The sequence below is a fragment of the Paracoccus mutanolyticus genome, assembly GCF_003285265.1.
GTDB lineage: Bacteria > Pseudomonadota > Alphaproteobacteria > Rhodobacterales > Rhodobacteraceae > Paracoccus > Paracoccus yeei.
The window spans coordinates 296,316-322,071 of the sequence record NZ_CP030239.1 but is presented as its reverse complement, the minus strand read 5'-3'; the positions used below and the strand labels follow the sequence as shown (position 1 = coordinate 322,071).

Below are 25,756 nucleotides of genomic sequence, written 5' to 3'. Positions count from 1 at the left end.
CGAAGGGTGGGCGAACGCGCGCCCGGTCCCGGGTCAGGTGGCGGCGGGCGCGGGTTCGCGGGGCGGTCGGCCGATCACTTCGCGCAGCGCATCCAGTTCGATGAAATTGTCCGCCTGCCGGCGCAGTTCATCCGCGATCATTGGCGGCTGGCTGCGCATGGTCGACACGACCGAGACACGGACGCCCTGACGTTGCAACGCCTCGACCAGCGGGCGAAAGTCACCGTCGCCGGAAAACAGCACCGCATGGTCAAGCCGGGGGGCAAGCTCCATCGCATTTACGACCAGTTCGACATCCATGTTGCCCTTGACCTTGCGGCGGCCCATGCTGTCCGTGTATTCCCGCGCCGGCTTGGTCACCATCGAGAAGCCGTTGTAGTGCAGCCAGTCCACCAGCGGGCGGATCGGCGAATAGTCCTCGTTTTCCAGCAGCGCAGTGTAGTAATAGGCACGGATCAGCTTGCCGCGGCGCTCGAATTCCTGTCGCAGCAACTTGTAATCAATATCGAAACCCAGCGACTTTGCGGCTGCATAGAGATTCGACCCGTCGATGAACAATGCCAGCCGGTCGTCCTTGTAAAACACGATGCCCTCGATATGCCTGAGAAAAGATTTCCGAGCGAGACGTTAGCCTTGGTCGCCTTCGGCGGAAACCTACCTAGTTTGGCAGGTTCGACGCAGGTAACCCTGCTTAGCGCCTTGCGCGATATTGTGAATTCTCCGCAAATCCGTGTGATCGCGGTCAGTCGGCTTTGGCAATCGCCGGCCTGGCCGGCCGGCAGTGGCCCTGATTATACAAATGGTGCCTTCGCCGCAAAAACAAGCCTCGGAGCCGAGGAAACCCTTGCTTTTTTGCACGGCATCGAGGCGGAGCGGGGCAGGGTGCGCGACGGTCGGCGCTGGGGCGCGCGGGGGATTGATCTGGACCTGATCGCCTGGGGCGACCGCGTGCTGCCTGACGTCGCGTCGCATGACGCCTGGCGGGGCTTACCCCCCGAGGATCAGGCCCGACAGGCGCCCGACAGGCTGATCCTGCCGCATCCGCGCATGCAGGATCGCGGTTTCGTGCTGGCCCCTCTGGCCGAGATCGCGCCGGGCTGGGTCCATCCGCGGCTGGGGCAAAGCGTGGCGCAGATGCTTGCGGCCTTGCCAGCGGCGGCCCTGGACGGTATGAAACCTCTGACAGCTTGACATTCCCGGGGTGATTGCCGAAATATCCGGCTTCGCCCTGCTCCCCGATTCCAAGCCAAAGGTGACCGATGGCCCGCGTGACAGTCGAAGATTGCGTCGACAAGGTTCCGAACCGTTTTGATCTTGTGATGCTGGCCGCCTATCGCGCCCGCGAGATCGCCGCCGGCAGCGCGCTGACGGTGGACCGCGACAATGACAAGAACCCCGTCGTCTCGCTGCGCGAGATCGCGGACGAAACCCAGCCTGTGGACGAGCTGCGCGAGCGCATGATCGAGGCGACCCAGACCCAGATCGAGGTGGACGAGCCCGAGAGGACGCGATGGCGCTGCTGCTGGGTGCCGAGATCGACCGGCCCAAGCCCGTCGACGAGGAATCCGAAGACGCATGCTGCGCATGATGCTGGAAGCCAAAAGCCGCGGCTGAGCAGGGATCGGGGTTTTCGGCAGCAAATGATCGACGTCGAAGACCTTGTCGCGCTTGTCCGCAACTACAATCCGCGCACCAACGCAGACCTGATCCGCGACGCCTACGAATACGGGCGTCGCATGCACGAAGGCCAGTTCCGCCATTCGGGCGAGCCCTATTTCACACACCCCGTCGCCGTCGCCGCCATCCTGACGGAAATGCGGCTGGACGATGCCACGATCATCACCGCGCTTCTGCACGACACGATCGAGGACACGCGTTCGACCTGGGCCGAGGTGGCGCAGATGTTCGGGCGCGAGATCGCCGATCTGGTGGACGGCGTCACCAAGCTGACCAACCTGCAGCTGTCCGGCGCCCATTCCAAGCAGGCCGAGAATTTCCGCAAGCTCTTCATGGCCATGTCGCGCGATCTTCGCGTTATCCTGGTCAAGCTGGCCGACCGGCTGCACAACATGCGCACCATCAAGTCGATGCGCCCCGAGAAGCAGCAGCAGAAGGCGCGCGAGACGATGGACATCTATGCGCCGCTGGCCGGGCGCATGGGCATGCAATGGATGCGCGAAGAACTTGAGGACCTGGCCTTCAAGGTCATCAACCCCGAGGCGCGCAACTCGATCATCCGCCGCTTCGTCAGCCTGCAGCGCGAATCCGGGGACGTGATCCCCAAGATCACCGCCGACATCCGCGCCGAGCTGGAACGCGAGGCGATCGAGGCCGATGTCTATGGCCGCGCGAAAAAGCCCTTCAGCATCTGGCGCAAGATGCAGGAAAAGCAGCTTTCCTTTTCGCGCCTGTCCGACATCTACGGCTTCCGCATCATCACCCGGACCGAGGCAGACTGCTATCGCACCCTGGGCGTGATCCACCATCGCTGGCGCGCCGTGCCGGGCCGGTTCAAGGATTACATCAGCCAGCCCAAGGCCAACGGCTACCGCTCGATCCACACCACGGTGTCGGGGCGCGACGGCAAGCGGGTCGAGGTGCAGATCCGCACCCGGCAGATGCACGAGGTGGCCGAGGCCGGCGTCGCGGCGCATTGGGCCTATCGCGACGGCGTGCGCACGGAAAACCCCTTTGCCGTCGATCCGGGCGAATGGATCGCCAGCCTGACCGAACGTTTCGGCGAGGAGGACCACGACGAGTTCCTCGAGCATGTGAAGCTCGAGATGTATTCCGACCAGGTCTTCTGCTTCTCGCCCAAGGGCGACGTGATCCCGCTGCCCAAGGGGGCGACGCCGATCGATTTCGCCTATGCGATCCACACCCGGCTGGGCAATTCCTGCGTCGGCGCCAAGGTGGACGGCATCCGCGTGCCGCTGTGGACGCGGCTGAAGAACGGCCAGTCGGTCGAGATCATCGCCGCCTCGGGGCAGCGGCCGCAGCCGACCTGGCTGGACATCGTGGTGACCGGCCGCGCCAAGGCCGCAATCCGGCGCAGCCTGCGGCAAGAGGATCGGACGCGGTTCATCAAGCTGGGGTCGGAACTGGTGCGCGTGGCCTTCGAACATGTCGGCCGTCGGGTAACCGACAAGGCGTTGCGCACCGCCGCCCGGACCATGGCGCTGCCCGATACGGACGAACTGCTGGCCCGCATCGGCAGCGCCGAGATTTCGGCGCATGAGGTGCTGTCGACGCTTTACCCCGAACTCGCCGCCAAGCGGTCCGAGATCGACGCCAGGCGCGCCGTCGCCGGGCTCGAGGCCGATCAGGAATTCACCCGCGCGCCCTGCTGCAACCCGCTGCCGGGCGAACGCATCGTCGGCATCACCTATCGCGGCAAGGGCGTCGTCATCCACGCTATCGACTGCCCCGTCCTGGCCGAGTTCGAGGACAGCCCGGACCGCTGGGTCGATCTGCAATGGCGCGAAGGACAGCATCCGCCGGCCTATTCCACCAACCTGTCGCTGACCATCCGCAACGATGCGGGCGTGCTGGGCAGGATCTGCTCGCTGATCGGGGGGCAGGGGGCCAATATCTCGGATCTGGAATTCGTGGATCGCAAGCCCGACTTCTATCGCCTGCGGGTCGAGGTCGAGCTGCGCGACAGCGAACACCTGCATGCCCTGTTGACCGCGCTCGAGGCCGAGCAGGACGTGGCCCAGGTCGGCCGCATCCGCGATCCTTCGGCGCATATGCACTAGACCCCCAGCCGGTCCCGCAGCGCGTACCAGGACATGCCCGCGACAAGCAACGGCCAGCGCAGCATCGCGCCCCCCGGAAAAGGCGGGTGGGGCAGGGCGGCCATGGCGTCGAACCCGTCGGACTGGCCCTGGATGGCATCGGCCATCAGCTTGCCGGCCAGGCAGGCCAGCGCCAGCCCGTGCCCCGAATAGCCGCTGGCCGACAGGCAGTTCGGCGCGGGACGGATGAAGCAGGGCATCCGGTTCATGGTGATCGCCAGCGTGCCGCCCCAGGCGTGCGTCAGCTTGACGTCGGCAAGTGTCGGATAGATCTGCAGCAGCGGCTTTCTGACCTTGGCGAAGATGTCGGCGGGAAAGCGATAGCTGACGTTTTCGCCCCCGCCAAAGATCAGCCGCCCCTCGGGGTCCAGCCGCCAGTAGTTCACCACGAACTTGGTGTCATGGACGCCGATGGGCCGGGTCAGGACCTCTGCCGCGCGCGGCCCCAGGGGCTCGGTCGCGACGATGAAATTGTTGATCGGCATGACGCGGGCCGCCACCTTCGGCTCCAGATCGCCCAGATAGCCGTTCGCGGCCAGGATCAACTGATCGCAAAGCACGCGGCCCCGGCGGGTCTGCACCACCGTCGGCGTGGTGGCGGTGCCGTGAACGACGGCCACGACCTCGGCCCGTTCATGGATCGCGGTGCCTGCGGCATCGGCCAGCCGGGCGATGCCCAGCGCCAGGTTCAGGGGATGCAGGTGGCCCGCGCCCCCGTCCAGCTCGCCCGCGACATAGGCGTCCGAAGGCACCAGCGCCCGGAACGCCTCGCGGTCCAGCGCCTCGATGCGATCATAGCCGTAATCCCGCGCGAGCCTGTCGATCAGCCCCCTGGCATGGTCGAATTCGGCGCGCGTCCTGAAGGCATGGGCGATGCCGTCCGTCACCGGCACGCCGGCGCGGGCCGCCAGGTCGCGGGTCAGGGCCTTGGCCGCCTCGGCCAGGTCCCACAACCGGCGCGCAGCCTCGCGCCCCGCCATCCGCTCCAGTTCGTCGACCTCGACCCGCTGGCCCGAACCCAGTTGACCGCCATTGCGCCCCGAGGCGCCGAAACCCACCCGGTGCGCCTCGAGCAGGACGACCCGCCGCCCGGCCTCGGCCAGATGCAGCGCGGCGGAAAGCCCGGTATAGCCGCCGCCGATCACGCAGACATCGGCCCGCACCTCGCCCTCCAGCGGCGGGAACGCCGGCGTGGGATCGCACGTCTGCGCATAAAGGCTTGGCGGATATTCCCCGGGTCGGTCGTTCTTGTGCAGCAGATTCATCGGGTTTTTCACTGTTTTCCAAATACCCGGACGACCCGCCAGCCTGGAGGCGCGGCGCCCGCCGGTTCAGACGTTCAGCAGCAGATGCTCGCGCTCCCATGGGCTGATGACTTGCAGGAATTCCTTGTATTCGTTGCGCTTGACCGCCTGATAGACGGCCAGGAACTCGGCCCCCAGTACGTCGCGCATCGGCGCGCTTTCGTCCATCAGGTCCAGCGCGTCGCCCAGGTTATAGGGCAGTTCGTCCTCGGACATATAGGCGTCGCCCAGGCATTCGGCGCGGGGCATTTCCTGTTCCACCAGCCCCAGATAGCCGCAGGCCAGACTGGCGGCGAGGCCCAGATAGGGGTTGCAGTCCATCCCCGCCAGCCGGTTCTCGATCCGCCGCGCCTCGGGCCCCGAAATCGGCACGCGCAGGCCCGTGGTGCGGTTGTCGCGGCCCCATTCCAGGTTGATGGGCGCGGCAAAGTCGGGGACATAGCGGCGATAGCTGTTCACATAGGGCGCCAGCAGCGCCACGGCGGCGGGCAGGTGGCGCTGCATGCCGGCGATGAAATGCAGGAACTCGGGCGTCTCGCGGCCCTGCTCGTCGGAAAAGATGTTGTCGCCTGAATTCACGCCCACCACGGAATGGTGGATGTGCATGGCGCTGCCCGGTTCGCCCTCGATGGGCTTGGCCATGAAGGTGGCGAAACAGTCGTGGCGCAGCGCCGCCTCGCGGATCAGGCGCTTGAAGAAAAAGATCTGGTCGGCCAGATGCACCGGATCGCCGTGGTTCAGGTTGATCTCGACCTGGCCCGCGCCACCTTCCTGCAGGATGCCGTCGATCTCGAAGCCCTGTGCCTCGGCGAAATCATAGATGTCGTCGATGACCTTGCCGTATTCGTCCACCGCCGACATGGAATAGGCCTGTTTGGCGGCGGCGCGGCGGCCGGTGCGGCCCATCGGCGGCACGATGGGCTGGTTCGGGTCGATATTGCGCGCGGTCAGGAAGAATTCCATCTCGGGGGCGACGATCGGTTTCCAGCCCTTCTGCCGATAAAGCTCGACCACGCGCTTCAGCACGTTGCGCGGGGCGATCGGGACGGGATTGCCGGACTGGTCGCTGACGTCGTGGATCACCTGCAAGGTGACGTCGGCCGTCCAGGGCGCGGCGGTCGCGGTGCTGAAATCCGGCGTCAGGATCATGTCGGGTTCGGTGAACGCGCCGTTCGGGTTGTCGGCCCAGTCCCCCGTGATCGTCTGCAGGAAGATCGAATTCGGCAGATAGAACCGCTCCTGATGGGCGAATTTCGACGCGGGCATCGCCTTGCCGCGCGCGACGCCGGCGATGTCGGCGACGATGCATTCCACCTCGTCCAGCCGGCGGCCGGCGACGTAGTCCTGGGTGGCCTGCGGGGTTTCCTCGATCCAATGGGGCTTCATGCGGCACCCCGGGCAAGGGTGCGGGGGGCCTTGAAGAAGGCCTCGATCCGGTCGGCGATCAGCTTGGACTGGGCGGCGTCATCCATGTGCGTCAGGGCCTCGGCCACCAGTTCCGAGGGTACCGTGTCGCTGCGGTGCTCGATCAGGCCGTGGATCATGGCGTCGTCGAACTCGGGATGGGCCTGGACCGTGAAGGCCCGGTCGCCATAGACCAGCGCCGCATTCGTGCAGAACCCGCTGGAGGCCGCGACCCGCGCATCCTGCGGCCGTTCCACCACCTGATCCTGGTGCCAGGCGTTCAGCGTGACCGTCTCGCCGTCGAAATCATAGTCTTGCGGTCCGATGGACCAGCCGCCGGGAAATTTCTCGACCCGGCCGCCCAGGGCCTGGGCGATGATCTGGTGGCCAAAGCAGATGCCGACCAGCGGCACCCCCGCAGCATAGGCGCGGCGGATGAAGTCCTCGAGCGGGGGGATGAAGGCGTGCTCCTCGTACGTGCCGTGGCGCGAGCCGGTCAGCAGCCAGCCGTCGGCCTCGTGGACCGAGGCGGGAAATTCCATCGCCTCGACGTGCCAGGTGGCAAAGTCGAAGCCCCGCCCGGCCAGAAGCCGTTCGAACATTGTGTCGTAATCGCCCAATTCGCCGCGAAGGACTTCGGGCGACTGACCGCATTTCAGGATGCCGATGCGCATGATTGGCCTGTCGATTGTTCGCGTCCAAGGGTAGTCGCCCGGCGCCGGGCGGGCAAGGGGGCGCGGCCCGGCGCCTGCCCCGTTGGTGGGGCTGGCGGCCGGTCTGGGGGCGGGCTAGGCTGTTGCCGGAACAAGCAGCAAAGGATGTGCCATGCCCGGACCTCGCCCCGATGTTGATCCCGATGGCCTGCAGGAATTCTCGGTGGTCTTCACCGACCGTTCGCTGAATCACATGTCGCAGAAATTCCAGGCGGCGATGCGCGACATCTCGGCCACGCTGCGCCGGGTCTATGGCGCCCAGGCGGTGGCCCTGGTTCCCGGCGGCGGCACCTGCGCGATGGAGGCGGTCGCCCGGCAGTTCGCCCGCGACGCCCATGCGCTGGTGATCCGCAACGGCTTTTTCAGCTTTCGCTGGAGCCAGATCCTGGACATGGGCGGCTTCGCCGGCGAAACCACCGTGCTGATGGCGCAGCCGGCGGGGAACGATCCGCAGGCGCCCTTTGCCCCCGCGCCCATCGACGAGGTGGTCGAGAAGATCCGCGAGGCGCGCCCCGACGTGGTCTTTGCCCCCCATGTCGAGACGGCCGCCGGCATGATCCTGCCCGACGACTATATCGCGGCGGTGGCGGCGGCCGCGCATGAGGTCGGCGCGCTGATGGTGCTGGACTGCATCGCCTCGGGCGCGGTCTGGGTCGACATGGCGGCCACCGGCGTCGACGTGCTGATCTCGGCCCCGCAAAAGGGCTGGTCGGCCTCGCCCTCGGCGGGAATGGTGATGTTTTCGGCCCGCGCGGCCGAGCGGCTCGAGGAGACGGCCTCGAACAGCTTCGCGCTGGACCTGAAGAAATGGCGCGCCATCATGAAGGCCTATGAGGACGGTGGCCACGCCTATCACGCCACCATGCCGACCGACGCCATCATCGGCCTGCACGCCGCCATGAAGGAAACCGAGGCCATGGGCTTCGACGCCGCGCGGGACGCACAGTGGCGGCTGGGGAACGCGGTGCGTGCAGAGTTGGCGCGGCGCGGGTTGCGCTCGGTCGCGGCCGAGGGGTTCGCGGCTCCGGGCGTGGTCGTCTGCTATACCGACGATCCCGACATCCAGAACGGCCGCAAGTTCCTGGCCCAGGGCTATCAGATCGCCGCGGGCGTTCCCCTGCAGGTCGGCGAGGGCGAGGGATTTCGCAGTTTCCGCATCGGCCTGTTCGGGCTGGACAAGCTGAAGGACGTCGACGGCACCGTGGCGCGGCTGGTCCAGGCGTTCGACGCGGCGCTATAGCGCAGCATTTTTCCGCGTCGCCTGGAACAATCTGCCGGGCAGCGCGGTTTTGGTCCCGATCAGACAGTTCGATCTCGAAAGGATAGGACCATGGCAAACCAAGATGCCCAAGACCTGAAAAACGAAGCGCAAAAAGCCGGCCAGGACATTGGCCAAGAGGCTCGCAAGGCGGCCGAAAGCGCCCGCGAGCACGGCCACAAGGCCGCCCAGGACGCCGGTGAGGCGCTGGAGAACGCCCGTCAGCGCGGCTCGGAATTTGTCGAGACCGCCAAGGAAAAAGGCGCAGAGCTGCTGGACGAGGCCAAGCGCCGCGGCTCGGAATATGTCGAGACGGCCAAGCACCGCGGTTCGGAATATGCCGAGCAGGCCCGCGACGAAGCGCGCCGCCTGTATCGTGAAGGCGAGCGCCGGGCTGGCGAGGTCGCGGCCTATGCCGAGGATTACTACGACGACGTGTCGGCCATGGTGCGCCGCAACCCGGCCCAGGCGCTGGGCATCGCGGCTGGGGTCGGCTTTCTGCTTGGCCTGATCCTGTCACGTCGCTGAGACCGCGGGCATGTTCGTCTATGCCAAGAACATGCAGCTTGCCCTGTCGGACAAGCTGCACCGCCTGGGCCTGGCAGCCGGGGCAGGCGTCGTCCTGATCCTGGGTGCCGGGTTCCTGCTGGCGGCGCTGTGGACCTGGCTGGCCTATCACCTCGGCTGGGGCTCGCTTGGGGCCTCCCTGGCGATCGGACTGGTGATGGTCGTGATTGGCGTCATCTTCCTGATGATGGCCAAACACGAACGCCATCCCATGCCCAGCACCGACGAGTTGAAGGCCGAGGTGCAGCAGCAACTGCATCTGGCCGCCGACACCGCCATCGCCAAGGTGTCCACCGCGGCCGACCAGGCCGTCGACCGCGCTGCAACCAAGGCCAACGCGTTGCTGGATACGGCCGAGCAGAAGGTCCATGGCGTGGCCGACGATCTGGCTTACCGCGCCAACCGCTTCGCCGACCAGGCCGAGGCCCGGGTCTATGGCACCGTTCGCGGCGTGACCGAGTCCACGGCCGAACGCTTCGGCCTGGGAGCGCAACCAGCAGCCAGCCGGACAGGGCAGGGCGGCGGCGCCTCGGGCGCCTCGCGCTATGGGGCGGTGCTGGGGGCGCTGGCCATCGGGTTGACGGTGGCAAACCGTCTGCAGCACCGGCGACATCGCGACGACCACCCGGATTATCATGGATAGGCCCGCCATTGGCGGGCCTTTTCCTTTTCCTTAATCCAACGCGGCCAAGATGCGCGCCCAACTGCGCGCACCCTTGGCAAAACTTTCCACGTCATATTTCTCGTTCGGGGAATGGATGCGGTCGTCGTCGCGGCCAAATCCGATCAGCATGGAGTCCATCACCAGGATTTCCTGGAAATCGCCCGCGACAGGGATCGAGCCTCCGGCCCCGATATAGGCCGCTTCGCGCCCCCATTCCTGAGACAGGGCATTGCGCGCCACGGTGAAAGCCGGGTCGGAGATGTCCATCCGGCTGGCGGGGCTGGCGCCATGGTCCTGGAAGGTGACGGCGCAGTCCTCGGGCATCGCGGCCCGGACATGGGCGCGAAATGCCTCGCGGATCGCCTGCGGATCCTGGGTGCCGGTCAGGCGGAAGCTGACCTTGGCGCGCGCCTCGGCGGGAAGGACGGTCTTGAACCCTTCGCCGGTATAACCTCCGGTGATGCCGTTGATTTCGAAGGTCGGGCGGTTCCAGACCATCTCCAGCGCCATGCGCCCACGTTCGCCCACGGGATGCTTCAGGCCGACACGCGACAGGAAGTCGCCCGCGTCGAAGCCCAGGCTTTCCCAGTCGGCGCGCAGCTGGTCGGACAGCTCCTCGACCCCGTCGTAGAAGCCCGGCAGGGTGATCCGCCCGCTGTCGTCCTTGACGGTCGCCAAGGCGTTGACCAGCACCTGGATCGGGTTCGCGGCCAGCCCGCCGAAGCTGCCCGAGTGCAGGTCGCGGTCGGCAGCGCGGACGGTGATCTCCTCGCCCAGCAGGCCGCGCAACTGGGTGGTGATCGCGGGGCGGCCATCGGCATAAAGCCCGGTGTCGCAGATCAGCGCGATGCCGGCGCGCAATTCCTCCGCATTCTCGCGCAGAAAGGGCCGCAGGCTGGGCGAGCCGGACTCCTCCTCGCCCTCGAACAGCAGGATCAGGTCCGAGGGCAGGGCGCCGTGAATCGCCTTCCAGGCGCGCACAGCCTCGACAAAGGTCATCAGCTGGCCCTTGTCGTCGGCGGCGCCACGGGCGCGGATCACGCGTCCCTGTGGCGTGTCCTGGATTTCGGGGTCGAAGGGCGGACGATCCCAAAGCTCCAGCGGATCGACGGGCTGCACGTCGTAATGGCCATAGAACAGCACGGGCCGCCGCGCGCCCTTGGGGGAATGGGCCACCACCATCGGATGGCCGGGCGTGTCGCGGACGGCGGCCGCGAATCCCAGCCCCGCCAGTTCCGCGCACAGCCATTCCGCGGCCCGCCGGACGTCGCCCCGATGCGCCGGATCTGTCGAAATGGACGGGATTCGCAAAAAGGCGCACAGCCGGTCCAGCGCCTGTGGTAGAGTGGCATCAAGCGTTGAAACTATTTCTTCGATTCTGCTGTTTTCGTGCATTTTCAAGCTTTCCTGACCGATTTCATAAGATGGATCATGTGATCCCATGGTCGTAATGCGACATTTTGGCCCTATATTTTCTGCGACTTGACACGTATCAAGTCGTAACCCGCGGGATCGGACCATGATCCCCCAAGCAAGCAAGTTCAAGCAAGGCAAGGGATGAAGATGGACTATTCAGCCGCCCTCGATCAGGCCATCGGCAAACTGCACGAGGAAGGCCGGTATCGGACGTTCATCGATATCGAGCGCCGCAAGGGTGCCTATCCCAAGGCCATCTGGACGCGACCCGACGGGACGGAAAGCGAGATCACGGTCTGGTGCGGCAACGACTATCTGGGCATGGGCCAGCACCCCGTCGTCCTGGCCGCCATGCACGAGGCGCTGGACGCCACCGGCGCGGGCTCGGGGGGCACGCGCAACATCTCGGGCACCACGATCTATCACAAGCGGCTGGAAACCGAACTGGCCGACCTGCACGGCAAAGAGGCGTCGCTGGTCTTTTCCAGCGCCTATATCGCCAATGACGCGACGCTTTCGACGCTGCGCAAGCTGTTTCCCGGCCTGATCATCTATTCCGACGCGCTGAACCACGCCTCGATGATCGAGGGGATCAAGCGGTTCGACGGCGCCAAACGCATCTTCCGCCACAACGACGTGGCCCATCTGCGCGAACTGCTGGAGGCCGACGATCCGGCGGCGCCGAAGCTGATCGCGTTCGAATCGATCTATTCGATGGACGGCGATTTCGGCCCCATCGCGGCAATCTGCGATCTGGCGCAGGAATTCAATGCCCTGACCTATCTGGACGAGGTCCATGCCGTCGGCATGTACGGTCCGCGCGGCGGCGGCGTGGCGGAACGCGACGGGCTTGCGGGCCGCATCGACATCTTCAACGGCACGCTGGGCAAGGCCTTCGGTGTCTTCGGGGGCTATATCGCCGCTTCGGCCAGGATGGTGGACGCGATCCGCTCCTATGCTCCGGGCTTCATCTTCACCACCTCGCTGCCGCCTGCGGTGGCGGCGGGCGCGGCGGCCTCGATCGCCTTCCTGAAGACGGCCGAGGGACAGGTCCTGCGCGACCAGCAGCAGCTGAACGCCCGCATCCTGAAGATGCGGCTGCGCGGCCTGGGCATGCCGATCATGGACCACGGCAGCCATATCGTGCCGGTCCATGTCGGCAATCCGGTCCACTGCAAGGCGCTGTCCGACATGCTGCTGGCCGACTTCGGCATCTACGTCCAGCCGATCAACTTCCCCACCGTCCCCCGCGGGACCGAGCGGCTGCGGTTCACGCCCTCGCCGGTACACGCTCCGCGCGAAATCGACGGGCTGGTCAAGGCGATGGATGCACTGTGGTCTATGTGCAAGCTCAACCGCTCGGCGAGTGTGGCGTGACGGACGGGGGATGCTAAGCTCTCGCGCCCGTGATAACCTTGCTTTAATGAGCGTATGAGAGTCTCCTGATTCGGGAGATAAACATCGGCAAAATGAGGCAGGCGTAATGATCGGGCTGAGGGGGACTCCCCCGTTGCAGCATGATGGGCAGGCAGATCTGCCACCCGGTTTCGATGATCCGGACATCCGGCTGGGCGATGTGATGCGGGGCGAACGCGCCACGCTTGGAAAGTCGCTGCTCGATGTCCAGCGCGAATTGCGCATCCGCGCGTCCTATGTCGCCGCGATCGAGAATTGCGACATCTCGGTCTTCGACGCGCCCAGCTTCGTGGCGGGCTATGTCCGCTCCTATGCCCGCTACCTGGGGATGGACCCAGAATGGACCTTTCGCCGCTTCTGCCATGAATCGGGGTTTCAGCCGACCACCGGCATGGCCCCGGTCCCGGGCATCAAGGCCCTGCGCCGCGCCGCCGACCCGGCCGAGGCGCTGGCCAACCCGCATCCGATCTTTCTGCCCAAGCCCGAAAGCATGTGGTCCGGCGTCGAGCCGCGGGCCATCGGCTCGGTCCTGGTCATGGTGCTTCTGGCCTGCGGTCTGGGCTATGGCGGCTGGTCCGTCCTGCAAGAGGTGCAGAAGGTCAACCTGATGCCCGGCGACCAGGCCCCCGGCGCCATCGCCGCGCTGGATCCCGTGCAAGAGGCGGCGGTGCCCGAAACCGTCGAATCGGCGCAGGTCAACCTGCCCCGGCCGGAAGGGGTCGACGGCTCCTATCGCCCCGAGGCCTTGGAGGTTCCGATTCTTGTCGCCCGCGACGGCCCCATCGCCGCCATCGACCCGGGGTTGAAATCGCCCGCCATGCAGCCCGAAACCGCCATTGCCCAGGCGACCGAGGCTGCGACCCGTCCCATCCAGACCGCGGCCGCGGGGCAGGCCTTCGGCCCGCCCATGCCGCAGGCCCCCGCCCTTCAGGCCGCGCTGCCCCAGGCGCAGGGAATCCAGATCCTGGCCGCGCGTCCCGCCTGGGTCCGCGTCAGTTCGGCCGACGGCACCGTGCTGCTGGAAAAGACGATGGATGCGGGCGAACGCTTCACCCTGCCGGCGCTGGAGCAGCCGCCCTTGTTGCGGACGGGGAACTCGGGCGCGGTCTATTTCGCGGTCAATGGCCGGACCTATGGCCCGGCGGCCCCCGGCGCCCGCGTGGTCAAGAACATCGAGCTTTCGGCCAATGCCCTGACCAGCCAATACGCCTTCGCCGATCCGGCCAAGGATCCGGAACTGGCGCAGATGATCGCGCTGGCGGCCGCCGAGCCCGCCGGCAACGGCAGCGCGCAGGAATAGGCGCGCCGGGCCCTGTCACGCGAACTTCAAGGGCTTCGGGCGGGCGGTGGCTTGCCCGGCCTGCCGCATGAGCCTATGTCTGGCCTGTCCCCCCTCCCGGTGCTGAAAAGGCCCCCGCCATGTCGCTGAACCCGATCCGTCCCTGGCGCAACATCGACCGCCGCAAATCCCGCCAGATCATGGTCGGGCGCGTTCCGGTCGGTGGCGATGCCCCGATCAGCGTGCAGACGATGACGAACACCGACACCAGCGACGTGCGCGCCACGCTGGACCAGATCATCCGCTCGGCCGATGTGGGCGCCGATATCGTCCGCGTCTCGACCCCGGACGAGGCCTCGACCCGCGCCTTGCGCGAAATCTGCCGCGAAAGCCCGGTGCCGATCGTGGCCGACATCCATTTCCACTACAAGCGCGCCATCGAGGCGGCCGAGGCGGGCGCCGCCTGCCTGCGCATCAACCCCGGCAACATCGGCGACGAAAGCCGGGTGCGCGAGGTCATCAAGGCCGCGCGCGACCACGGCTGCTCGATCCGCATCGGCGTCAACGCCGGCAGCCTGGAAAAGCATCTGCTGGAAAAATACGGCGAGCCCTGCCCGGATGCGATGGTGGAATCCGGCCTCGACCACATCCGGATCCTGCAGGACAACGACTTCCACGAATTCAAGATCAGCGTGAAGGCCAGCGACGTCTTCCTGGCCGCCGCCGCCTATCAGCAACTGGCCGAGGCGACCGACGCCCCGATCCATCTCGGCATCACCGAGGCCGGCGGCCTGATGGCCGGCACGGTCAAATCCGCCATCGGCCTTGGCAACCTCCTGTGGATGGGCATCGGCGACACGATCCGCGTCAGCCTGTCCGCCGATCCCGTCGAAGAGGTCAAGGTTGGGTTCGAGATCCTGAAATCCCTTGGCCTGCGCACCCGGGGCGTGCAGATCATCTCCTGCCCCAGCTGCGCACGCCAGGGCTTCAACGTCATCAAGACGGTCGAAACCCTGGAAAAGCGGCTCGAACACATCAAGACCCCCATGAGCCTGTCGATCATCGGTTGCGTGGTGAACGGTCCGGGCGAGGCGTTGATGACCGACATCGGCTTTACCGGCGGCGGCGCGGGCTCGGGCATGGTCTACCTGGCCGGCCGGCAGGATCACAAGATGACCAACGACCAGATGATCGATCACATCGTCCAGTTGGTCGAACAACGCGCCGCCGAACTCGAGGCGGCCGAGGCAGCCGGAAACCAGGCCGCCGAATAGCGCGCGCCGCTCGCGTTTCCTTGTTGGTCAAATACCCATGCCGCCCGCGCCACCGGGCCGGGCGGCGCCTGTTTCAGCCCTGCTTGGCCGCCCGGATCTGTTCGATCACCGGCCCCAGCCCCTGGGCCGGAATGCCGCGCAGCATCTCGCCCTCGATGATGAAGGTGGGAGTGCCCATGATCCGCATCTGCTCGGCCAACTGGTGGTTCTTGCGCAGTACGGCCGACACCTCCTCGGTGTTCATCCGGCTGATGACGGCATCGGCATCGACGCCCACCCCGCCCGCCAGGGTCTTGAGCGATTCCAGCGTCACCGGCCCGCGCGATTCCATCAGCGCGTCATGCGTCTTCTTGTAGGCATCCGGCCCGGCGATCTGCTGGACCGCGACGGCAAAGCGGGCGGCCAACTGGCTTTCCTCGGTCAGGATCGGAAACTCCTTGAGGATGAAGCGGATGTTGCCGTCCTCTTTCAGCAGCGCCTCAAGCTCGGGGTTGATCTTCTTGCAGTAGCCGCAGCGATAGTCGATGAACTCGACCAGCGTCACATCGCCCTGGGGATTGCCGCCGACCCAGCTGTGGCCGTCGTTGAAGATCGCGTCGCGATGGGTCTGGACCAGAACCTTGTCGTTTTGCGCCTCGTCGGCCAGGCGGCGCTCCTCCATCACGTTGATCGCCTCGACCAGGACATTGGGGTTCGCCATCAGATAGTCGCGCACCGCCTCGCCGAAGGCGGCCTTTTCGGCGTCGCTCATCGCCGCGGGATCGAAGGCCAGGGCGGGCAGGCTGGTGGCGGCCAGCGCCGCGGCGGTCACAACGGCTTCATCGGGGGTCCTGCCGGTTCGGTGATCGGCCTTGGACTCGGCGCCCTGATTGGAGGCCGCCGCGATCCGCCTTCACGCGGGCTTGACCGCCCCCGCCTGCTTGACCGCGCCCGCCCAAGTTGTGATACCCCCGAAAACCAACAACACCCCGGTCAATGAGGACGCCATATTTAGAAACTGGGCGGCCGAGGCCAGGTCGACGCGCTTCATCGTCATGACGTGATGGAGGCTGCCCGCCGGGCCGAGGCCCAGGGCCGCCACATCATCCATATGGAGGTCGGCCAGCCCTCGACCCCGGCCCCCGCGGGCGCGCGCCGGGCCCTGGCCGCCGCGCTCGATCGGCCGCTGGGCTATACCGTGGCGCTGGGCCTGCCGGAACTGCGCCAGGGCATCGCGGCGCTGTACCGGCGCTGGTACGGGCTCGACCTGGACCCCGCGCGGGTGGTGGTGACGCCGGGCTCCTCGGGCGCCTTCATCCTGGCCTTCTCGGCCCTGTTCGACGCCGGCGACCGCGTGGCCCTGGGCGAGCCCGGATACCCGAGCTATCGCCAGATCCTGCGCGCCATGTCGCTTGAGCCCGTGGGCATCCAGACCCGGGCCGAGGACCGCTATCAGCCGCGCCCGCAGGACCTGCCCGCCGATGTGCAGGGCCTGATCCTCGCCTCGCCCGGCAATCCGTCGGGGACCGTCCTGCGCAGGGACGAACTGGCGGCGCTGTCTGGGCGGGCGGACGAACTCGGCATCAGCCTGATCTCGGACGAGATCTATCACGGCCTTGACTATGGCGCCGGCTTTCATTCCGCGCTTGAGGTGACGGACCAGGTCTTTGTCATCAACAGCTTCTCGAAATACTTCAGCATGACCGGCTGGCGGGTGGGCTGGATGGTGGTGCCCGAGGCCATGGTCCGCACGGTCGAACGCATCGCTCAGAACATGTTCATCTGCCCGCCCCACGCCAGCCAGACGGCCGCATTGGCGGCCCTGGACTGCATCGAGGAAGCCGAGGCAAACCTTTCCGTTTACGCCGAAAACCGCCGCATCATGCTGGAACGCCTGCCGCAGATCGGGTTCACCCGGATCGCGCCGCCCGAAGGCGCCTTCTATATCTATGCCGATGTCTCGAACCTGACCGAAGACAGCCTGGGCTTCTGCGCCGAGATCCTGGACAAGGCGGGCGTCGCCGTCACCCCCGGCCTCGACTTCGATCCGCGCCGGGGCGCGCAGACGCTGCGCTTCAGCTATGCCCGCGCCACCGCCGAGATCGCCGAGGGGCTGGACCGGCTGGCCCGCTTCATGGCCGCGCGATGAGGTGGCTTGCGGCGCTGCTGCTGGCGATCCTGGCACTGCCCGCCCTGGCGCAAGAGCGGTCGGCGCTGGCGCATCTGGACCTGGGCCAGTCCGCCATCACGGCCGAGGGCCGCGACCGGGGCAAGCCGCGGCCGCTGACGGTTTCCCTGACGCTCAGCCATCCGGTGCCCTATCGGGTTTACTTCCTGGACGGCCCGCCCCGGCTGGTCGTCGATTTCCGCGAGGTCGATTTTTCGGGCAGCGACGCCCAGGCGCTGCCGGGGCGCGATCTGGTGCCCGCGCTGCGCTGGGGCCGCTTTCGCCCGGGCTGGTCGCGGATGGTGGTGGAACTGCCGGGCCCCTATGCCCTGCGCACGGCGATCCAGAAGCCCGCGCCCACGGGAGCCGGCGCCTTGGTCGCCTTGCGGATCGAGCCGGTCGCGCCCGAGGATTTCGTCACGCGCGGCAACGCGCTTTCGGCGCTTTGGGATCTGCCGCAGCCCTCGGCCACCGCGCCGCCGCCGGTCCATCGCCACACCGGGCGGGCGCTGCGCATCGCGCTTGACCCCGGCCACGGCGGCCACGACCCCGGCGCTCAGGTCGGCGCCATCAGCGAGGCGTCGCTGATGCTGGCCTTTGCGCGCGAACTCTCGGACATCCTGACGCGGGCGGGGTTCCAGGTGGTGTCCACCCGCACCGACGACAGCTTCGTGCCGCTGGAACGGCGCATGACCATCGCACGGGCGGGGCAGGCGGACCTGTTCATCTCGCTGCACGCCGACGCCCTGCCGGCGGGCGAGGCCGCGGGCCTCTCGATCTATACCTGGAACCAGGAGGCCGACGACCGCGCCACGCGGGAACTGGCCATGCGCCACGACCGCGACGACCTTCTGTCCGGCGTGGACCTGGCGGGGACCGACGACCAGGTGGCCGACGTGCTGATGGATCTGGCGCGGCTCGAGACGCATCCGCGATCGGTGACCTTCGCCAAGTTCACCGTCTCGGAACTGAACCGGGCGGGGATCGGGATGCACCGCACGCCCGTGCGCGGGGCGGCGTTCTCGGTGCTGAAATCGCCCGACATCCCCTCGGTGCTGATCGAGCTGGGCTTTCTGACCGATCCGGGCGACCGGGCGAACCTCTTCGACCCCGAATGGCGGTCGCGCACGGCGCAGTCCATCGCACGGGCCATCGGGCAGTGGGCGCAGGACGATGCGATCCGGGCCGGGCTTTCGCGGCACTAGCGCAAGGTTGCTTTGACGCAGCCTGCGGTGCCCACTATAGAGGCGCCATCCCGTCCCGAAAGGCCCGGCCGCTTGATACGTTTCGTCCTGTCGTTTCTTGGTGCGATCTTTTCCTGGGTCGTGACCGGCATCGTGTTCGTCGCCCTGACCCTCGGGGCGGTGTTCTGGATGTATTCGCGCGACCTGCCCAGCCATGAACAGCTGGCGCAATACAGTCCCAAGACGATCAGCCGCGTCTATTCCGGGGAAGGCCGCCTGATCGACGAATTCGCCGAGGAACGGCGCATCTTCGTGCCGATCGACGAAATTCCGCCGCTGGTCAAGGAAGCCTTCGTCAGCGCCGAGGACAAGAATTTCTACCATCACCACGGCTTCGACCCGCGCGGCATGGTGGGCGCGCTGATCCAGGCCGTCCAGTCGCGCGGCGAAAGCGTGCGCGGCGCCTCGACCATCACCCAGCAGGTGATGAAGAACTTCCTTCTGTCCTCGGACCGCAGCGCCGAGCGCAAGATCAAGGAACTGATCCTGGCCACCCGCCTGGAACAGACGCTGAGCAAGGACCAGATCCTTGAACTTTACCTGAACGAGATCTTTCTGGGCCAGAACAGCTTTGGCGTCGCCGCCGCCGCCCAGACCTATTTCAACAAGCCCCTGACCGAGCTTGCCCCGCACGAAGCCGCGACGCTGGCCGCCATGCCCCAGGCCCCCGGCCGCTATCACCCCGTCCGCGCGAAAGAGCGCGTGACCGAGCGGCGCAACTATGTCCTGCGCGAGATGTGGCAGAACGGCTATATCGACGAGGCGACCTATCAGTCGGAATCGAAGCTGCCGCTGCGCTCGGTCCAGAACGGCGACTTCCCGGCCTTCCAGAAGCAGCTGCCGCCGCGCGACTATTTCACCGACGAGATCCGGCGCCAGCTTTCGGCCCAGTTCGGGCACGAGGAGTTCTTCGGCGGCGGCTTGGCCATCCGCGCCACGGTAGAGCCCGACCTGCAGCGAATCGCGGCGCGCGCGCTGCAAAAGGCGCTCGAGCAATACGACCGCGGCCGCGGCGTCTGGCGCGGCACCCGCCAGCGCATCCCCGAGGAGAAGCTGGGAACCGAGCAGGACTGGCGCGCCGCCCTGGCCGAGGCGCAAGTGCCCCGCGACATCGAGGGCTGGTATCCCGCCGTCGTCCTGGCGCTTGGCAGCCAGGACGCAACGCTGGGCATCGAGGGGCAGGAGGGGACGGCCCAACTGCCCGCCAAGGACGTGCAATGGGCCCGCAAGCGCCAGGCGGACGGCCGGCTGGGGCCAAAGGCCAAGGTGGCCGCCGACCTGCTCGAGGTGGGCGATGTCGTGCTGGTGCGGCGCATGACCGCCGACAACGACGGCAGCTTCATTCGCTGGACGCTGCGCCAGGTGCCGGAAATCCAGGGCGGCTTCATGGCGATGGACGTGAACACGGGCCGCGTCATGGCGATGCAGGGGGGCTTTTCCTATCAAAGCTCGGTCTTCAACCGCGCCACCCAGGCGCAGCGCCAGCCGGGGTCGAGCTTCAAGCCCTTCGTCTATGCGGCGGCGCTGGATTCGGGCTTCAACCCCGCCACCATCGTGGTGGACGAACCGATCACCGTGAACACGCCGCAGGGCCTGTGGGCGCCCAAGAACGCCTCGGGCCGGTTCTACGGTCCGACCCCCATGCGCATCGGGATCGAACAGTCCCGCAACCTGATGACCATTCGCATCGCCCAGGACATCGGCATGGACACGGTCGCGAAATACGCCGAGAAATTCGGTGTCTACGACCACCTGGGCCATTTCCTGGCCAATGCCCTGGGCGCCCAGGAAACCACGCTGTTCAAGATGGTCGCGGCCTATGCCATGTTCGCCAATGGCGGCGAGCGGGTCGAACCCACGCTGGTCGACCGCGTGCAGGACCGCCGCGGCCGCACCATCTATCGCCACGACCAGCGCCAATGCGTGACCTGCGACCAGCCGACCCTGCCGGCCGGCGCCGGGCCACAGATCCGGTCGAACCGCGAACGCGTGATGGATGCGATCACCGCCTATCAGATCACCTCGATGATGGAAGGCGTGGTCAAGCGCGGCTCGGGGCGCGGCGTGAACCTGCCGGTGCCGGTCGCGGGCAAGACGGGGACCACGAACGACGCCAAGGACGTGTGGTTCATCGGCTATACCTCGAACATCGTCGCCGGCTGCTACCTGGGCTACGACCAGCCCCGCACCCTTGGCGAAAACGCCTATGGCGGAACGCTCTGCGTGCCGGTCTTCAACGAATTCATGCGCGAGGCGGTGCGCGAATACGGCGGCACCGACTTCAAGGTTCCGCCGGGCGGGCATTTCGTCAACATCGACCGCTTCACCGGCGCGATCCTGGGACCGGACGCCAAGGGTGACAACGTGATCGCCGAATACTTCCGCGACGGCCAGGAGACCAGCGGCCTGACCCTGGTGGACGGCGGCTTCGGCCGGGCCGAGCCGGGCACCCTGCCGCTTTTCACAGAAGCACGCGACGGCGGCCAGGCCGTCACGACCTCGACCGGGAAAAAGCGGGTGATCCCGAAGAAGGCCGACTTCGGCACGCTGTCCTCGGGCGGGCTCTACTAGCGCGCTGACCGCCGCGGCCCGTCTTTCATCGTTTCGCAAATACCCTCGGGGGTCCGGGGCAGGCAGCCCCCGGTCTGCCGCCGCCCCAGTTGACCGATCGCCCATTCCCCTGCGCCTTGCGAGCCGGGCTCGCCCACGCTATCTGTCTGCGGTCATCCGACCCCCCGTGACCTGAAAGAGACCGACCATGCGCGCCGAAACCCAAGCCACCATCGATGCGATCCGCAAGTCGCTGAAGCTTCTGGCGCAGCGCATGGATTGGGAGACCGCGCCGCACCGGCTGGAGGAACTGAACGCGATGATCGAGGCGGGCGACATTTGGTCCGATCCCGCCCGCGCGCAGAAGCTGATGCGCGACCGCCAGAAGCTGTCGGATGCGGTCGAGACCTACCGCCGGATCAGCACCGAGCTGAACGACAATGCCGAACTGATCGAACTGGGCGAGGCCGAGGGCGACGCCGAAATCGTCGCCGATGCCGAAGCCGCGCTGAAGGCGCTGGCGGACCTGTCCGCCCAGAAGGAACTCGAGGCGCTTTTGAACGGCGAGGCCGACGGCAACGACACCTTCCTGGAGGTGAACGCCGGCGCCGGCGGCACCGAAAGCTGCGACTGGGCCAGCATGCTGGCGCGCATGTATGTCCGCTGGGCCGAGAAGAAGGGCTACACCGTCGAACTGCTGTCCGAGACGGCGGGGGACGAGGCCGGCATCCGCTCGGCCGCCTACAAGGTCTCGGGCCCGAACGCCTATGGCTGGCTCAAGTCCGAATCGGGCGTGCATCGGCTGGTGCGCATCTCGCCCTATGATTCGGCTGCACGGCGGCACACCTCGTTCAGCTCGGTCTGGGTCTATCCGGTGGTCGATGACAACATCGAGATCGAGATTCCCGACAAGGACATCCGCATCGACACCTATCGGTCCTCGGGCGCGGGCGGGCAGCACGTCAACACGACCGACTCGGCGGTCAGGATCACCCACCTGCCGACCAATATCGTCGTGACCAGTTCGGAAAAATCGCAGCACCAGAACCGCGCGAACGCCATGGCGGCCCTGAAGGCGCGGCTTTATCAGCTGGAACTCGACAAGCGCAACGCCGCGATCAACGCCCAGCACGAGGCCAAGGGCGACGCCGGCTGGGGCAACCAGATCCGTTCCTATGTGCTGCATCCCTATCAGATGGTGAAGGACCTGCGCACGGGGCACGAGACTTCGGACACGCAGGGCGTGCTGGATGGCGACCTCGACGCCTTCATGGCTGCGACGCTGGCCCTGGACGTGGCGGGCAAGAGCCGGGCCGAGGCGCAGGCCGAAGACTGATCCGGCAGTGCCTGCGGCGCGATCGGCATGGGTAGTTGGGAAACGGTGAAAGCCCGGTGTTTCGCCCGGGTTGGCGGGCAGTGCGCTTGTTCGGGGTCGGAGATTTCCGCTTGCCTGGCCTGGCAGGGGTGTTCATGCTGCATTGCGGCGTGATATGCTGCACATGCGAATGGAACGGCGATGGGTGTCAGACGCATCAATCTGGCCTTGCAGGGCGGGGGCGCGCATGGCGCCTTTGCCTGGGGCGTGCTTGAACATCTGCTGAACGACGACAGCATCGAGATCAGCGGGATCAGCGGCACCTCGGCCGGGGCGCTCAACGGTGCGGCGCTGGCGGCGGGCCTGGCCTGCGGCCCGGGCCGGCGCGGGCGGCGCGCGGCGCTTGAGAACCTGGAGCATGTCTGGTCGCAGGTCAGCCAGATCAGCGACAACCGCTTGGTGCGCTGGATCCATTCGCTGTTCCCGGTGCCGCGCTTTCTTCAAAGGTTGACCGAGCTTGTTTCGCCGGTCGCCTGGATGGAGGGGGTGACGCGGCTGTTCAGCCCCTATGACTATGGGCCGTTTTATTCGAACCCGCTGGCCGGCATCCTGCAGGACATGCCGCACCCCCGGCTGGGGCTGGAACGGGGTCCGCAGTTCTTTGTCACCGCGACCAATGTGCGGACCGGGCGCATCCGGGTCTTTTCAGGCGCCGAGGTGACGGTGGACACCATCCTGGCCTCGGCCTGCCTGCCCACGCTGTTTCGCGCGGTCGAGATCGACGACCCCGCCACCGGCCGGCGCGAGGCTTACTGGGATGGCGGCTATTCGGGCAATCCGGCGCTGTTCCCGCTGTTCGCGCCCGACCTGCCCCGCGACATCGTGATCGTGAACATCAACCCGATGCTGCGCGAGACGCTGCCAAGGACCCCGGCCGCGATCCAGGACCGGATCAACGAGATCAGCTTCAACGCCTCGTTGCTGCGCGAACTGCGGGCCATCAACTTCGTCAAGCGCCTGCATGCCGAGGAGCGGCTGTCCGGGCGGGCAATGAAGAACCCGCTGATCCACATGATCATGGACGACTTCCTGATGAACAAGCTGACGGCGGCCACCAAGCTGGTGCCCGCGCCCGGCCTGCTGCACACGCTGCGCGAGGCGGGGCGCAGCGCCGCAGAGCGGTTCATGGACTATCACGCCGCCAATCTGGGCGTGCGCGATTCGGTCGATCTGCCGCGGCTGTTCAGCTAGGCCATCGCTGCCGCGATCCGCGCTGCCAGCCGGGCGTTGTTCAGGACCAGCGCGATATTGGCGTCAAGCGAGCGGCCCCGGGTCAGTTCGAAGATGCGTTGCAGCAGGAAGGGCGTCACGGATTTCGCGGCGATGCCCTGGGCCTCGGCCTCGGCCAGGGCCTGTTCGACCACCGGGATCATCGTGGCGCGGGGGATTTCGTCGGCCTCGGGGATCGGGTTCACGACCAGCTGGCCGCCCGCGAGGCCCAGGTCGGTCCGCAAGAGCCCGGCGCGGGCAATCTGGGCCGGGTCGTCCATGCGCAGGGGGGCCGCAAGGCCCGAGTCGCGCGACCAGAAGGCGGGCAGCGGGTCCTGGCCGAAGGCGATGACCGGCACGCCCAGCGTCTCCAGCACCTCGAGCGTCTTGGGCAGGTCCAGGATCGCCTTGGCCCCGGCGGCGACCACCGTGACCGGCGTGCGCGCCAGTTCATGAAGGTCGGCCGAGATGTCGAAGCTGGTTTCCGCGCCGCGATGCACGCCGCCGATGCCGCCGGTGGCGAAGGTGCGGATGCCGGCCAGATGGGCGCAGATCATGGTCGCGGCGACCGTGGTGGCGCCTGTGCGTCCCAGCGCCAGGCAGGCCGCCAGGTCGGCGCGCGACAGCTTCATCACCTGCGCGCCGGGGGTTTCCGGCCGGCCGCCTGTCAGCCGGTAGGAGAATTGCAGCGGATAGGTGCGCCCGTCGATCATGTGGCGCTCGTATTGCACCTGACCATTGACGTGATAGTCACGCTCGACCTTGTGCACGGTAGTGCCACCACTCGCCGGGATCCAGACTTCCTGGGTGTGTCTCGATTCCAGGGCGACGACGGGGCGGTTCGCGGCCAGGGCCTGTTCGACCTCGAGGGCAAAGACCAGAAGATCCTTCATGCGGTTTCCTTTGAAAGGGGGCCCTGCGACGGGGCGGTGATGTGGCGCGTCGCGGCTGCGACGCCGGCGGCGAGGGCCTGGTCGCGGGGCGCGCCCGCGTCTTCGGCGGCCAGGTGGCCTGCCAGGAAGCTGTCGCCTGCGCCTGTCACGTGGCGGGCGGCGACGGCGGGGGGCACAAGCGTCAGGGTCGGCCCGCCCGCCACGGCATCGGCAACGGCGCGCGGCCCGTCCGTCACCGGCCCGGGCCGCGCCATGCGCCTCCACTGCCTCGGCCGCCCGGCGGCCAGGGGCAGGGGGCGCCCGGCCAGCGCCTCGGCCTCGAGCCGGTTGAGATGCAGGATGGCGCGGGGATGGGCCAGCAGCGGCCGCAGCCGGGGGCCTTGTCGGGGCTGGCCGGGACGATGCGCAGCGCGGCGCGGGACAGCCAGGGGGCGCGGGCGATCAGCGCCAGCACGGGCTCGGTCAGGTTGCCGTCCACGACCAGCGTGCCGGACCAGGGCGCGCCCGCATCGCCCAGCCGTCCGTCCCGCAGGGGTGCCAGGATCGCGGGTCCCGCCGCCTCCAGCCCACGGGCGTCGGCGACGGCGGCGACCAGCCCCTGGGGGCCTTCGATCGCCATATAGGTGCCGGTCGGGCCAGGGTCGCGGTGCAGCCGCTGGTGTCTACGCCCCGGCGCGCCGCCTCGGCCAACAGGGCATGGCACGCCGGATCGCGGCCCAGAACGGACAGAATACGGGGGCAGCCCTTGCCGCGCCAGGGCCAGCGCGACATTCAGCGCGACGCCGCCGGGGCGCTGATGGATGCGGCCCGGCACATCCTCGCCCAGCGTCATGGGGGCCGAGGCCTGGCCGATCACGTCCCATCAGCATCGCGCCTCGCGCAAAGGATGCGGCGACTTGCAGGACCAGGGACGGGAAGGGCATGGCGATGCGGTGGACGGTCAGGGAGCGGCGGCGACGCACCGCCTTGCCCGGCAGCTAAAGCAACCTGCCGCCGGGCGTCAACCGCGCGCCGACCTGTCGCCATGGCGCCCATGACCGCCCGGACATGCCCAGTGCGGCGGCCGATCATGACGATACGGCAGCCCGGCCCGCGGTATCCCGACCGCGCGGGCCAGGGTTCGCGTCCTCACCCCCTCTCCGGCGTGCCGGGATTTCGCGCCACGGCCGCGCAGGGCGATTGACGAAGACGCCGCCTCGGGCGATGCTGGCCGAAGGGACCTGTCCGGGCACCTTTTCGGGACGCCG

22 protein-coding genes and 1 pseudogene are annotated in these 25,756 nt (G+C 67.4%); 14 read left to right on the top strand and 9 right to left on the bottom strand.

Annotation, left to right across the window (positions count from 1 at the left end; all coding sequences use genetic code 11):
• Positions 1-33 precede the first annotated feature (33 nt).
• A complete protein-coding gene (locus tag DPM13_RS01930; protein WP_028717732.1) occupies positions 34-585 on the bottom strand; it encodes a LabA-like NYN domain-containing protein in 552 nt (183 codons plus the stop codon).
• Positions 586-633: 48 nt separating this feature from the next.
• Between DPM13_RS01930 and folK the strand changes: the two genes are divergently transcribed.
• From folK to DPM13_RS01915, 3 genes and pseudogenes are all read left to right on the top strand, one after another.
• A complete protein-coding gene (folK, locus tag DPM13_RS01925; protein WP_223252284.1) occupies positions 634-1,191 on the top strand; it encodes a 2-amino-4-hydroxy-6-hydroxymethyldihydropteridine diphosphokinase in 558 nt (185 codons plus the stop codon).
• 68 nt (positions 1,192-1,259) lie between these two features.
• Positions 1,260-1,614, top strand: a pseudogene (gene rpoZ, locus DPM13_RS01920) (DNA-directed RNA polymerase subunit omega).
• Positions 1,615-1,640: 26 nt separating this feature from the next.
• Positions 1,641-3,758, top strand: a complete 2,118-nt coding sequence (locus DPM13_RS01915; protein ID WP_080620594.1) for a RelA/SpoT family protein — start codon at positions 1,641-1,643, stop codon at positions 3,756-3,758.
• Here the strand turns inward: DPM13_RS01915 and DPM13_RS01910 are convergent.
• The 3 genes from DPM13_RS01910 to DPM13_RS01900 form a co-directional block, all read right to left on the bottom strand.
• Positions 3,755-5,062 carry an NAD(P)/FAD-dependent oxidoreductase gene (locus DPM13_RS01910; protein WP_112887345.1) on the bottom strand — a complete coding sequence of 436 codons (1,308 nt, stop codon included), beginning with the start codon at positions 5,060-5,062 and terminating at the stop codon, positions 3,755-3,757. The two genes, DPM13_RS01915 and DPM13_RS01910, sit on opposite strands and share 4 nt — an antisense overlap.
• Positions 5,063-5,128: 66 nt before the next feature.
• Complete coding sequence (locus DPM13_RS01905; RefSeq protein ID WP_028717727.1) at positions 5,129-6,487, bottom strand: glutamine synthetase family protein; 1,359 nt, start codon at positions 6,485-6,487, stop codon at positions 5,129-5,131.
• Positions 6,484-7,179, bottom strand: a complete 696-nt coding sequence (locus DPM13_RS01900; RefSeq protein WP_112887344.1) for a type 1 glutamine amidotransferase — start codon at positions 7,177-7,179, stop codon at positions 6,484-6,486. The genes DPM13_RS01905 and DPM13_RS01900 overlap by 4 nt, the downstream gene beginning before the upstream one ends.
• 151 nt (positions 7,180-7,330) lie before the next feature.
• Here DPM13_RS01900 and DPM13_RS01895 point away from each other — a divergent pair, with 151 nt between their 5' ends.
• The 3 genes from DPM13_RS01895 to DPM13_RS01885 all read left to right on the top strand — a co-directional run bounded on the left by DPM13_RS01895 (position 7,331) and on the right by DPM13_RS01885 (position 9,686).
• Positions 7,331-8,458, top strand: coding sequence for an aminotransferase class V-fold PLP-dependent enzyme (locus DPM13_RS01895; protein ID WP_112887343.1), 1,128 nt, complete (start codon positions 7,331-7,333; stop codon positions 8,456-8,458).
• Positions 8,459-8,548: 90 nt separating this feature from the next.
• Positions 8,549-9,004 (top strand): glycine zipper domain-containing protein, encoded by a 456-nt coding sequence (locus DPM13_RS01890; protein WP_028717724.1) that lies wholly within the window; start codon positions 8,549-8,551, stop codon positions 9,002-9,004.
• A gap of 10 nt (positions 9,005-9,014) precedes the next feature.
• Positions 9,015-9,686, top strand: a complete 672-nt coding sequence (locus tag DPM13_RS01885) for a phage holin family protein (RefSeq protein WP_099649896.1) — start codon at positions 9,015-9,017, stop codon at positions 9,684-9,686.
• Between the two features lie 30 nt (positions 9,687-9,716).
• Here the strand turns inward: DPM13_RS01885 and DPM13_RS01880 are convergent, their stop codons facing one another.
• On the bottom strand, positions 9,717-11,102 hold the full coding sequence (locus tag DPM13_RS01880) for a dipeptidase (protein WP_112887342.1): 1,386 nt from the start codon (positions 11,100-11,102) through the stop codon (positions 9,717-9,719).
• 168 nt (positions 11,103-11,270) lie between these two features.
• Here DPM13_RS01880 and hemA point away from each other — a divergent pair, with 168 nt between their 5' ends.
• From hemA to ispG, 3 genes are all read left to right on the top strand, one after another.
• On the top strand, positions 11,271-12,500 hold the full coding sequence (hemA, locus tag DPM13_RS01875; protein WP_099650150.1) for a 5-aminolevulinate synthase: 1,230 nt from the start codon (positions 11,271-11,273) through the stop codon (positions 12,498-12,500).
• A 106-nt stretch (positions 12,501-12,606) separates the two neighbouring features.
• On the top strand, positions 12,607-13,839 hold the full coding sequence (locus tag DPM13_RS01870; RefSeq protein WP_112887341.1) for a helix-turn-helix domain-containing protein: 1,233 nt from the start codon (positions 12,607-12,609) through the stop codon (positions 13,837-13,839).
• 119 nt (positions 13,840-13,958) lie between these two features.
• Positions 13,959-15,092 (top strand): flavodoxin-dependent (E)-4-hydroxy-3-methylbut-2-enyl-diphosphate synthase, encoded by a 1,134-nt coding sequence (ispG, locus tag DPM13_RS01865; protein WP_028717719.1) that lies wholly within the window; start codon positions 13,959-13,961, stop codon positions 15,090-15,092.
• 73 nt (positions 15,093-15,165) lie between these two features.
• Here ispG and DPM13_RS01860 read toward each other — a convergent pair whose 3' ends face one another.
• Complete coding sequence (locus DPM13_RS01860) at positions 15,166-15,903, bottom strand: DsbA family protein (RefSeq protein WP_223252283.1); 738 nt, start codon at positions 15,901-15,903, stop codon at positions 15,166-15,168.
• 231 nt (positions 15,904-16,134) lie between these two features.
• Here DPM13_RS01860 and DPM13_RS01850 point away from each other — a divergent pair, with 231 nt between their 5' ends.
• From DPM13_RS01850 to DPM13_RS01830, 5 genes are all read left to right on the top strand, one after another.
• Positions 16,135-17,220 carry a pyridoxal phosphate-dependent aminotransferase gene (locus tag DPM13_RS01850; protein WP_112887339.1) on the top strand — a complete coding sequence of 362 codons (1,086 nt, stop codon included), beginning with the start codon at positions 16,135-16,137 and terminating at the stop codon, positions 17,218-17,220.
• Positions 17,217-18,443, top strand: a complete 1,227-nt coding sequence (locus DPM13_RS01845; RefSeq protein ID WP_112887338.1) for an N-acetylmuramoyl-L-alanine amidase — start codon at positions 17,217-17,219, stop codon at positions 18,441-18,443. The genes DPM13_RS01850 and DPM13_RS01845 overlap by 4 nt, the downstream gene beginning before the upstream one ends.
• Before the next feature lie 72 nt (positions 18,444-18,515).
• Positions 18,516-21,053 carry a penicillin-binding protein 1A gene (locus DPM13_RS01840; RefSeq protein WP_112887337.1) on the top strand — a complete coding sequence of 846 codons (2,538 nt, stop codon included), beginning with the start codon at positions 18,516-18,518 and terminating at the stop codon, positions 21,051-21,053.
• A 187-nt stretch (positions 21,054-21,240) separates the two neighbouring features.
• Positions 21,241-22,368 carry a peptide chain release factor 2 gene (gene prfB / locus DPM13_RS01835; protein ID WP_028717714.1) on the top strand — a complete coding sequence of 376 codons (1,128 nt, stop codon included), beginning with the start codon at positions 21,241-21,243 and terminating at the stop codon, positions 22,366-22,368.
• 180 nt (positions 22,369-22,548) lie between these two features.
• Positions 22,549-23,598: a patatin-like phospholipase family protein gene (locus tag DPM13_RS01830; protein WP_112887336.1), complete on the top strand. Its 1,050-nt coding sequence runs from the start codon at positions 22,549-22,551 to the stop codon at positions 23,596-23,598.
• Here DPM13_RS01830 and DPM13_RS01825 read toward each other — a convergent pair.
• The 3 genes from DPM13_RS01825 to DPM13_RS21880 are packed head-to-tail and all read right to left on the bottom strand — an operon-like array spanning position 23,595 to position 25,365.
• Positions 23,595-24,509, bottom strand: coding sequence for a pseudouridine-5'-phosphate glycosidase (locus DPM13_RS01825; RefSeq protein ID WP_112887335.1), 915 nt, complete (start codon positions 24,507-24,509; stop codon positions 23,595-23,597). The two genes, DPM13_RS01830 and DPM13_RS01825, sit on opposite strands and share 4 nt — an antisense overlap.
• On the bottom strand, positions 24,506-24,796 hold the full coding sequence (locus DPM13_RS21885) for a PfkB family carbohydrate kinase (protein ID WP_262983308.1): 291 nt from the start codon (positions 24,794-24,796) through the stop codon (positions 24,506-24,508). The genes DPM13_RS01825 and DPM13_RS21885 overlap by 4 nt, the downstream gene beginning before the upstream one ends.
• Complete coding sequence (locus DPM13_RS21880; RefSeq protein ID WP_223252282.1) at positions 24,742-25,365, bottom strand: carbohydrate kinase family protein; 624 nt, start codon at positions 25,363-25,365, stop codon at positions 24,742-24,744. The genes DPM13_RS21885 and DPM13_RS21880 overlap by 55 nt, the downstream gene beginning before the upstream one ends.
• Positions 25,366-25,756 lie beyond the last annotated feature (391 nt).